9 protein-coding genes are annotated in these 10,046 nt (G+C 71.8%); 2 read left to right on the top strand and 7 right to left on the bottom strand.

The features are described 5' to 3' along the window. Positions 1 to 153 precede the first annotated feature (153 nt). The 3 genes from OZN99_RS17815 to OZN99_RS17805 all read right to left on the bottom strand — a co-directional run bounded on the left by OZN99_RS17815 (position 154) and on the right by OZN99_RS17805 (position 2,144). On the bottom strand, positions 154 to 1,101 hold the full coding sequence (locus tag OZN99_RS17815; RefSeq protein WP_270936611.1) for a polyprenyl synthetase family protein: 948 nt from the start codon (positions 1,099 to 1,101) through the stop codon (positions 154 to 156). Continuing rightward, on the bottom strand, positions 1,098 to 1,760 hold the full coding sequence (locus tag OZN99_RS17810) for a hypothetical protein (protein ID WP_270936610.1): 663 nt from the start codon (positions 1,758 to 1,760) through the stop codon (positions 1,098 to 1,100). Before OZN99_RS17810 ends, OZN99_RS17815 begins: the two co-directional genes overlap by 4 nt. A 66-nt stretch (positions 1,761 to 1,826) precedes the next feature. Next, positions 1,827 to 2,144, bottom strand: a complete 318-nt coding sequence (locus OZN99_RS17805) for a hypothetical protein (RefSeq protein ID WP_270936609.1) — start codon at positions 2,142 to 2,144, stop codon at positions 1,827 to 1,829. A 53-nt stretch (positions 2,145 to 2,197) separates the two neighbouring features. Here OZN99_RS17805 and OZN99_RS17800 point away from each other — a divergent pair, with 53 nt between their 5' ends. After that, positions 2,198 to 4,180: an FAD-dependent oxidoreductase gene (locus OZN99_RS17800; RefSeq protein WP_270936608.1), complete on the top strand. Its 1,983-nt coding sequence runs from the start codon at positions 2,198 to 2,200 to the stop codon at positions 4,178 to 4,180. Positions 4,181 to 4,186: 6 nt separating this feature from the next. On the opposite strand, the gene OZN99_RS17795 is transcribed toward OZN99_RS17800, so the two are convergent. Beyond that, the gene (locus OZN99_RS17795; RefSeq protein WP_270936607.1) at positions 4,187 to 5,539 is read right to left on the bottom strand and encodes a hypothetical protein; all 1,353 of its coding nucleotides are present in this window, start codon (positions 5,537 to 5,539) and stop codon (positions 4,187 to 4,189) included. A gap of 171 nt (positions 5,540 to 5,710) precedes the next feature. Between OZN99_RS17795 and OZN99_RS17790 the strand changes: the two genes are divergently transcribed. After that, positions 5,711 to 6,544, top strand: coding sequence for a transporter (locus tag OZN99_RS17790; protein ID WP_270936606.1), 834 nt, complete (start codon positions 5,711 to 5,713; stop codon positions 6,542 to 6,544). 16 nt (positions 6,545 to 6,560) lie between these two features. Here the strand turns inward: OZN99_RS17790 and OZN99_RS17785 are convergent, their stop codons facing one another. The 3 genes from OZN99_RS17785 to OZN99_RS17775 form a co-directional block, all read right to left on the bottom strand. Then, positions 6,561 to 8,771, bottom strand: coding sequence for a cyclic nucleotide-binding domain-containing protein (locus tag OZN99_RS17785; RefSeq protein ID WP_270936605.1), 2,211 nt, complete (start codon positions 8,769 to 8,771; stop codon positions 6,561 to 6,563). A gap of 47 nt (positions 8,772 to 8,818) precedes the next feature. After that, positions 8,819 to 9,796 (bottom strand): tripartite tricarboxylate transporter substrate binding protein, encoded by a 978-nt coding sequence (locus OZN99_RS17780; RefSeq protein WP_270936604.1) that lies wholly within the window; start codon positions 9,794 to 9,796, stop codon positions 8,819 to 8,821. A gap of 73 nt (positions 9,797 to 9,869) precedes the next feature. Continuing rightward, positions 9,870 to 10,037 (bottom strand): NfeD family protein, encoded by a 168-nt coding sequence (locus OZN99_RS17775; protein ID WP_270936612.1) that lies wholly within the window; start codon positions 10,035 to 10,037, stop codon positions 9,870 to 9,872. Positions 10,038 to 10,046: the final 9 nt, after the last annotated feature.

The following is a 10,046-nucleotide window of genomic DNA, read 5'->3' as shown; positions in this document are numbered from 1 at the left end:
CGCGGCGGCTGCAGGCCGCCGGTGCCGATGCGGATGCCGCGCGGCTGGTCTGCGACGTGCTGGCCGAGGCGCCGGAGGCGGAGGGCTTCGCCGAGCACGCCGTGCTGCGCGACATGCTCGCCGCGACCGCCGCCGCGGCGGCCTGACGCCGCCTCAGCGTGAGCTGAGCCGGCGCGTCTGCGCGACGATCGCGAGCAACGGCGCAGGGTTGGGCGCGAACAGGCGCGCCTCGCGCTCCGCCTCCTCCACGATGCCGTCCAGCGTGCGCTCGGCCTGCGGCAGCGCGGCCATGAAGGCGGCGGCGAGCTGCTCCAGATCGGCATCGGTGGGGTCGGCCCGCGTGAACAGCGCACCGATGCGGGGATCCTGGATGGCGATCGCGGCGGGCAGCGTCAGGATGCCGTCGCGCAGGTCCTCCTTCCCGCCGCCGCCCAGCGCCGGCAGCCCGCGCACATCCCCGACGTCGTCGCAGCCGTGATAGACGAGGCCGAGCAGTCCGCCGAACTTGCGCAGCTTGCCACTGCGATCGCCTAGGCAGGCGCAGACCTCGAACATGGAGCCGGTGTCCTCGCCCGCGATGCGCCGCCAGTCCTCCACGCCCAGCACCTGCCGCCGATCCGCCCACTGCATGCACTCGGCCACGCCGAGGCGCTTCAGCAGTTCGGAGAACAGCGCGATCGCCTGCAGGTCCTTGCCGAGCTCCAGGTAGCCGTCCGCGACGATGTAGCCGGAGGTCATCAGCGCGACGAGCTCGCCATACTTCGTGTGCATCGTCGCGCGGCCGCGGCGCTCGGGCGACTTGTCGACGATGTCGTCCACGATCAGCGAGACATTGTGGAAGAACTCGATCACCAGGGCGGAGTTCATGATGTGGCCTGGTATCGGGCCCGGACCGTGCATGGCGCGGTAGCAGGCGAAGATGGTCAGCGGGCGGAAGTACTTCGACCCGCCCATGAACTGCCAGTCCAGCGCGTCCTGCATGTAGCGGTTGGACCGGTGCACCCAGTCGGCGATCCGCTCGCGCAGCTCCGCCATCTCCTTCGGGAAGCCGAGGGCATCGATGACGGACGCGCTGGTGGCGTCGATCGTGGCAGCACTCACGGCTTGGCGCTCCAGCGGCGCAGATAGGGGGCGTCGGGATCGGGCGACGCGGCGCTGCGGGCAAGCCTCTCGCTCACCTGCTCCAGCTCGTGCTCCAGCCGCCGCGCCTCGAGCATGGCGGTGTCGCCGACCTCGCGGAGGAAGCTGCGCAGGTTCTCCGTCAGGACGTGACACTGCTCGGGCGGCAGCGCGGCGTCGCCTGTCATGCGGGCGGTCGCGGCCTGCATCATGGTGCCCTGGTGGCGCGCGAAGACATCCGCCAGCCCGCGCCAGTAGCGCAGGCTGCTTGCGGCCGCGATGCTGGCTGCCTCGGCCATCGCCGGCGAAACCTCGGCGACCTGCCGCGCCGCGCTGCGCAGCGCTTCCGCGGCGTTCGGCGTCTCCGGCCCGCCATCCGCCTGCGCCCCGTGGGAGGTCGCCGGCTGGTAGGCGACCGAGGGCTGATAGCCGTACGATGCGCCGGGTTGCGGCTCCGCCCCGGGCTGGAATCCGAAGGAGGTGGCCGGCCGGTGGCCGCCCGCGCCGAGCGCCGCGGCGCCGGCCATGGCCTGCAGCACGCCAAAGCCGAGCTCCCACATGTCGCGCATGGCGCCGAACAGATTGGCGGTCGGGTCGCCGGGGCTGCTGGGCCCGTTGCCGTATGGGCCGGTGGGAGGCATCGCAGGAATCCTTCGGATTAGTCGGTCGGATTAGTCGGTAGGAACAGGTCCGGGCAGGGCGGGGGCTCAGCCGCCGCGGCCGCCCTCGCGGTCGCGCATCTCGGCCAGCCGGTCGGCGGCGTCGATGGCGAAGGCGGTCGGCGCCGCGGTCATGCCGCGCAGCAGGCGCCGCTGCTGCATGTGCAGCTCCCACAGCGCGGCTTCCACGGCGGTCTGCCGGTGCTCCGCATCGCTGCGCAGCGGGCCCGACATCGCCCGCGCCGTCGCCGCAAGCTCGGCGCTGCCGACGCGCAGCGCGCGCTCGCCGAGGTAGAGCCAGGTGCCGTACCAGGCGCTGGCGACGTGCTGCGCCGTGGCGAACATCGTCGCGTAGGTCGGCTCCATGTCGCCCTCCAGAAGAGTTCCGTTGCAGTGACAACGTATTTGCGGAGATAAGGATGGACAAGGAGGATCCGATGGCCGGCAACCGGGAATCCAACTGGCCCTTCCTTGGCCCGCGCAGCGAACGGCCCCGGGTGATCGTCGTCGGCGCCGGCCTTGCCGGCATGGCGGCCGCGCACCGCCTGCTAGAGCGCGGCCATGACGTCTGCCTGATCGAGGCGAACGCCTTCCTCGGCGGCAAGCTCGGCACGCATGACGCCCGGCAGGAAAGCTACGCGAACGACCTGGCGCGGGATTTCGGCGCCCGCGCCTGCGACGGCGGTCCGGGGCCCGGCTGCACGCGGGAGGATTGCTGCGCGTCCCGCCGCGGCACGGATCCGCATGAGCATTGCTACCACATGTACCTCACCTGGTACCGGAACTTCTGGGACATCATGGACGAGGTGTGGCCCGGCCAGGACGGCCAGGCCCGCCGCCTGGACGAGCGCGTGCCGTTCACGCCGATGCCGAACATCTTCGTGCTGCGCCCCGGCCCGGACCAGACGCCGCTGCGCACGGTCAACATCGGCTCGCCCTGGACCGCCCTGACCAACATGTTCTCCGGGCTGGGCCAGCCGCATGACGGCGTCCTGTTCTTCCAGGGCATGGCCGACCTGATCGGCACGCCGTCGGAGACCGGCGGCGCGATGGACCGCATGAGCGTCGATGCCTTCATCGCCAACGAGGCCTTCTCGACCAAGACCTCGCGCGCGCTGGATACGATGACGCTGGTCGAGGCCTTCGCCGCGGCGAGCTACCTCAGCTCCGCACGCTCCTACCAGTCGCTCATGAAGTACGGCGCGCGCCTGCCGGAGCCGGCGATGTGGCTCGCCGCGCGCCCGACGGAGGAAGCGATCTTCACGCCCTGGCTGCTGCACCTCGTCCGGCTGTGCGGTCGCTTCAGCATTGCATGGCCGGAGCCCGACGCCACGACGATGCCGGCACCCTTCATGGCGGCGGACAGGCTCGCGGCCGACCTGTCCAAGCGAGCGACGCCGGAGGATACGCCGGATGCCGCCACGGGGCCGGAGTTCCGGCTCATGCCGCTGACCAGCCTGGTCGCCATCAGCCGCGTCCCCGGCGAGGCCTGCTTCGCCCTCTCCCTGGCGACGACCGACGCCTCGCCGACGATCCTGCCGCCGAACCAGCCGGCGCGGTTGACGGATTCGGGCCTCCCCAGGCGGTTCGACGGCCAGGTCATCCTGGCGGTGCCCCCGCCGGCCCTTGCGGCGCTCGCCTACGACCAGAACGGCAAGGCTCACCCGGACAGCCCCCCGCTGGCCGAGCTGGACCAGTCGCTGGCCGACACCGCGCGGCTGAAGACGGCCGCGATGATGTCGCTCGACCTCTACTTCCGCCATCCGCTGAAGCAGCGCCTGCCGCGCGGCATCACGATCCTGCTCGGTTCGAACTTCCACCTGACGCTGCTCGACAACACGCAGATCTGGGAGACCTTGCGGGACGACGGCCCGGCGACGCCGCCCGTGCTCAACGTCGTCGCCTCCGACGTGGATGGCCTGATGCCGATCGCCCGGGTTCCCGGCGGCACCCAGCGCATCGTCGAGATGATCCTGCAGGAGATGCAGCGCTATATCAGCTTCGATGCCGAGCAGGACATCCTGCACTGCCGCACGCATCTGCAGACCAATGTCGGCGCGCAGCTCTTCGTCAACGAGGTGGGCAGCTGGCAGTGGCGCCCGCGCACGCTGACCGCGGTGCCGGACCTGTTCCTGGCCGGCGATTTCTGCCGCACGCCGATCGACGTGGTGACCATCGAGGCCGCGGTGACCAGCGGCCTCTACGCGGCGGAGGCCGTGCGCCGTCGCACCGGGCGCGGGCACCCGGTCGGGATCAGGCTGCCCGACACCTACCCGGTGGCGATGATGCAGGCGAACGCGGCGGCGCTGCGCCCCGCCTCGGCCGTCGCCGCCGCCATCGCGGCGGCCGACACCGCGATTAAGTCCACCTATTCCACGCTGTTCCCGCCGCGGAAGAGGTAGCGCGCATCACGCCCCGGTGCCGCTCGCCTTCATCTCCAGCGGACGGCCGAGCGTGAAGTTCAGGTGCTCGGTCCAGCCATTCACCGCGGGTGGGCGCTTGTCGATCCCGAGTTCGGCCAGCAAGGCGCAGAGGCAATCCATGCCGCCGGAGCAGAGGCAGCCGGTCTCCCTGCCCGGCTTCTCGGGCAGCTCGACCCGCACCGGCCCACCGAACTGGATCCCCTGGCCCTTGCCGCCGGTCGTCATGGCGGAGCGCACCGGCCGTCCGCCGGGCGCATCGCCAGGCGCCACGGAGTAGATCGTCGTCGGCATCTCCGCGCTCTGCCCGTCGCCGAAGCGGGGGAAGGCGACGGAGAGCGGCCGCGTTCCCTTCGGCGCCGCCGAGGAGGCGACGCGGAACACCGTCTCCTCCGGCCCATACTCGGCCACGATGTCCCGCAGCGGCTGTGGCTTCGAATCGCGGCTGGGCGGACCCCAGTAGTCCTTCGCGAAGCCCCAGGCCTGCCAGGCCGGCGCGATGGAGAAGTGGTCCGTCACGATCAGGCGCAGGAACATCTGCCCGGGATCGTCGGGCGGCACGGCCGGGTCGCGCTGCACGTCGTACTCGTAGCGGTAGACCGGCGGCCAGCCGAAGGGCACCACCGTCAGCGACAGCGCCAGCTCCCGATAGGTGCCGAAATCGGTGGTGCGATGGTCGATCCCCCACAGCGTCACCATCGCCCTGTTCGACCCGGTGGCGAAGGGCCGGAAGGTTCCGGCTGCCCCCGGCAGCACGTGCCGGCTGGTGTGCTGCGCGTAGGCGAGCAGCAGCTCGGCCTGCGCATAGGAAATGAACCAGGAGGCCCAGCCCTGGGACGAATCGATCACCCGTGCCGGCAGGATGAAGGGCGCGCCGTAGATCATCGGCGGCAGCGCGATGGCCGGGTCGTCGCGCTCGAAGCCGGCAGCCGTGGCGAGCCGGTTGCGCAGCTCCACCGCCTCCGCGAAGTCGACCTTCACGCTGTGGCCCCGGCGCTTCGGCCGGTGGTCGTCCAGCGGGCTCGCGATGTCGCCGAAGTAGTCGCGATCGGGCGCGGACAGCTTCAGCGCCGCGCTGGTCGCCGCGGCGGCCGGAACGGCTGCGAGGCCCACGGCGAGGTCGCGCAACTCCCGCGCGGCGACCTCCATCGCCGCGGTCGCGCTCCAGGGGCCGAGCGCGCCTTTCGCCGCTCCCTTGAGCAGCTGCCATGCGGTGTTCTCGACCAGCGTCACCGGGCGCTGCACGAGTTCGCGGCTGAGATTGGCGTAGGTCTCGAACAGGCGATAGGCGTCGGCGCGGGTCAGATGCGGGGCATCCAGCCGGTAGCGTGCGTCGCGCAAGTGCCGCCCTCCCAGGTTTCCAGGTGGCGCATCCTAGCGAAATGGTTGAAGTTGCGCATCAGCTTGCGAATATAGTCGCCACGCGGAACCGCAGCGGCACCGCGCCGCGGGGGAGATGACGATATGGGGAAGCACGCCCGGGCCTGCGGGCTGGCGGTTGCGGCTGCCTGCATGGCCGGCACGGCTCATGCGACCGATGTTCATCCCGGCGACTACATCGCGCTGCCGCCGGGCCTCTCGGCTCTCGTCTCCTACTCGACCTATGCCGACTACAACGGCGCCAACATCAACGGCACGGATTTCAACGACGGCACGCGCCTGCGCGCGGCATCGCAGTATTTCCGCCTGGTCCACTACACCTCGATCCTGAACACCACTGTCTCGCTGAACCTGTTCCTGCCCTTCGGCGTGCTGTGGGACGGCAAGATCGCCGGCAACGAGCTGAAGAGCGCGTCGGGCTTCATCGACCCCATCATCGGCTCCACCATCTGGGTGGTGAACAACCCGCAGGCCGGGCGCTGGGTGGGTGTCTCGCCGCTGGTGAGCCTTCCGCTGGGCACCTACGACAACGACCGGATCCTGAACACCGGAGAGAACCGCTTCCGCGGGACGCTGGAGGTCGGCTGGGTGGAGACCCTGGTGCCCGGCGCGCTGCGCATGGAAATCGCTGGCAACGTCAACGTCTTCTCCGACAACAACAGCTACGGCCCGTTCCGCCAGACCCTGTCCCAGCGGCCGAGCTACCAGCTGCAGCCCTGGCTCACCTACACCGGCTTCACCGGCGGCACGCTGTCGCTGGGCTATCTCGGCGAGTTCGGCGGCACGCAGCAGGTGGACGGCATCGACAACGGCTTCGCGACGGAGCGCCACGCCATCCGCGTGAACGCGCAACGGCAGCTCGCCCCGATGTCGCAGCTCAGCGTGACGGCGACGCACGACCTGTCCGTGTCCGACGGGTTCCGCAACCTGCTGACCGTCACGGCGCGGCTGGCCTTCGCCTTCTGAGCCGACGGCACGGCGCTCAGCGCAGCGCGAGGTCCACGGCGCGGGTGTTGTCGGCCAGCTTGTCGGCCAGCTGCAGCATGATGGCGCGCTGTACGACGAAGGCCAGCGCCGGGTCGTCGGCATGCAGCCTTTCGATGGCGGCGCGCGTCAGCCTCACCGCCTCGCATGGCGTCTCGGCAATCACCGTCGCGGTCCGCGCGCCGCCGCGGAACAGGGCGATCTCGCCCACCAGCGTGCCGGCCGTCAGCGTCCGCAGGTGCACGGCCTTCTGGCCCTCGTCCAGCACCGCGGCGACGCGCCCGCGTTCCAGGAACACCATGTCGTCCGCGGCGTCGCCCTGGCGCATCAGGACGTGCCGTGCGCCGTATTCGACGCGCTCGACGAAGGGCTCCAGCCGCCGGGCCACGTCGGGCAGGTCCCCGATCGAGGCGATGAAGTCGGCGAATCCGATGCGCCCGTCCGCGGGCGGTTCGCCGTGCATTGCCAGGATGGCTTCCTCCGCCTTCTCCAGGCCGCGATCGGCGCTGGCCGCGTGCGACCAGGCGAGGCTGCAGAAGACGCCGTGCCGGGCGAAGCGCTCCGACAGCGCCGGCGGCACCGCGCAGAGCACCAGGCGCACGCGCCCCTTGACCGCCTGCTGCTCCAGCCTGCGGAACGCGTCGATCGCGGAGCTGTCCATGCCCAGCACATGGTCGAAGTCCAGCACGACGACGCGCGCCCCCTGCGCCACGCGCGCGGCAAACACGGTCTGCACGGCCAGCGCATTCAGGAAGAACATGTAGCCCTGCAGGCGCACCAGGACGATGCCTTGGCCCTCTCGTTCCAGCACGCGCAGCGCGCGGCCGGGGCGCGTCACGCTGCTGCGCATCTCGTCGCCGCGCAGGACGCTGCGGATCACCGGGACCTGCCGGTAGGTCCAGACGAAGATCAGCAGTGCGAGCGCCAGGCCGAGCGCCAGCCCCTCCACCAGGCCGATGCTCGCCATCGTCACCGCGACCGCGAGCAGGATGGCCGCTTCGTGCCGCGGCAGCGGCTGCACGTCGCGCCAGGTCCGCAGCACCATCCATTCGATGCCCTGGGAGAGCAGCAGCGCCGCCAGGATGGGCCGCGGCAGCACGCCCAGCAGCGTGGGCCCCAGCGCCAGGACGCCGACCGCGATCAGCCCGGGCACGGCGGCCGCGGCACGGCTGCCGGCGCCGAACAGCGACAGCAGCCCCGTCGCGGCCAGCGCGTGGCCGCCCGGTATGCCGCCGACGGCCCCGGTCGCGACATTCGCTGCACCGGCCAGCGCCATCTCGCGGTCGATGTCCATCGGGCGGCCGGTGGTCGATTCGATGCCGGCCGCCATCAGCGCCAGCGTGATGGCCGCAAGCAGCGTCGCGGTGCCCACGAAGGGGAGCAGGGCCAGCAGCAGCTCGGCATCGAGCAGCGCGAAGGACGCGGCGGAGGGCAGGGTGACCGGCCCGGCCTCGCCGAAGGGACCGAGCAGCCAGCGCGCGGCCTGCGCGTCGGTCATGCTCTGGCCGATGGCGAGGCGCACGGCGTGATAGGCGAGCACGGCGGCGAGCAGGATGCCGGGCATGACCGCCCAGTGCCGCACGCGCCTCGGCACCAGCACCAGCAGCAGCCCGATGCCCGCGCAGACCGCCAGCCGCAGCAGTGTGTCCGGGTCCAGCAGTGCGCCGAGGTTGCCGGGGCCGGGCGCGACGCCGGAGGCAAGTCGCACGGCGCCGAGCACGAAGGCGGCCCCCAGTCCGCAGAAGAAGCCGCTGCTGACGGGATGCGGCAGCAGCCGGACCAGGGATCCGATGCGCAGCAACCCGCCGGCGCAGAGCAGCACGCCGACGCCGATGGTCACGGCCCCGCATGACAGGACCAGCGCCCCGGCGCGGGCCGAGCCTTCCGGCACGCCCTTCGCCTCCAGCAGCGCCACGGTGGTCTGCGCCACCGCCGCCTGGACGACTGCGCTGCTGCCGAAGGCCGCGACCGCGATGCCGGGCGTGCTGCTGCAGAAGGCGACGACGACGCTCAGCACCGCGAAGCCCAGCAGGAAGCCGGACGTGCCGACCGGCAGTGCCGCCGCGGCCGGGCCGGAGAACACCAGCGCCGCGTAGGCGACCAGTGCCGTCACCGACCAGACGGCAGCGATCGCGCCACCCGCGGCCGTCCGGCCGAGCCGCGCGAGGACGCCCTCCTGACCTACGCGCCGTTCCGGGATGGCGTCCAATCCTGCCTCGCTGGAGGGCAGGGGGAGATCGTCCCCCTGCCGAAGTCTCAGCCGCGCGCCAGGCCCGCGGCGCGCATCGCCTCGCCCATCCCGGTATTGGCGCGATCCATGAAGGCGGCGAATTCCTGCGGGCCGCCCCACACCGTGCCGAAGCCGCGGTTGCGCATGAACTCCTGGAACTCGTTGTTCTTGTAGGCGCGATCGAGCGCGGCGACGAGCGTGTCGCGCACGTTCTGCGGCAGGTTCGGCGGGCCCGCGATGCCGCGCCACGCGCCGGACGAGTAGTTGATGCCCAGCGTCTCGTTCAGCGTCGGCACGTTGCCGAACACCGCGTTGCGCTGCGGCGCCATGATCGCCAGCGCACGGGCGCGGCCGGCATCGATGATGGCGCGCGCTTCGGGGATGGAGCAGGTCGTGAAGTCGATGCCGCCCGCCGCAAGGTCCTGCATCGCCGGCGCCGCGCCGTTGGACGGCACCCAGCGCACATGGTCGCCGCGCAAACCCATCGCCTGCAGCCAGCCAACGAGCGCGAGGTGCCAGATCCCGCCCTGGCCGGTGCCGGAGGCCTTCAGCTGCCCGGGGCGGCTCGCCTTGATCGCGTCCGCCAGCGCCTTGATGTCCGGCCAGGGCGAGCTGGTGTTCACCGAAACGCCCGGCGGGTCCTCGTTCATCAGCGCCAGCGGCGTGTAGCTGGTGGGCTTCAGCTCGGTCAGGCCCTGCCAGTGCATCATCGCGATCTCGACCGTGATCATGCCGATGGTGTGCCCGTCCGGCGCGGCGCTGGCGATCGCCTGGTGGCCGACCACGCCGGAGCCGCCGGTGCGGTTCACCACGTTCACCGGCTGGCCGAGGTCGCGTTCCAGCAGGCTGCCGACGATTCGCGCAGTGGCATCCGTGCCGCCGCCGGCGCCCCAGGGTACGATGAGCTGGATCGGCCGGCTCGGGTAGCGCGGCTGCGCGAGCGCCGGGGTGGCGAGCGCCGCGCCGCTGGCGGCGAGCAGGGTGCGGCGGGTCAGGCTGTGCATGGCGTTCCTCCGTGGCACGGCCCGTTGCGCGGCCGCGCTTGTGCGAGAGGCTAGGCGGGAGGGCACCAGGGCATCAAGCGCCCGGCGCCGCCTCCGGCCGAACCACCAGCACCATCCCGTCCACCGCCTCCACCCGCACCGTCGCGCCGGCTTCCGGCATGGCGACGCCGCGCGGCAGCCGCGCCGGCCAGTCGCTGTCGCCCAGCCGCACGCGCAGCGCCCCGGCCTCCGCCGCGATCACCACGGCGTG

The organism is Falsiroseomonas oryzae (assembly GCF_027856955.1).
Taxonomy (GTDB): Bacteria; Pseudomonadota; Alphaproteobacteria; order Acetobacterales; family Acetobacteraceae; genus Falsiroseomonas; species Falsiroseomonas oryzae.
This window is presented reverse-complemented; position numbering and strand designations above follow the sequence as displayed.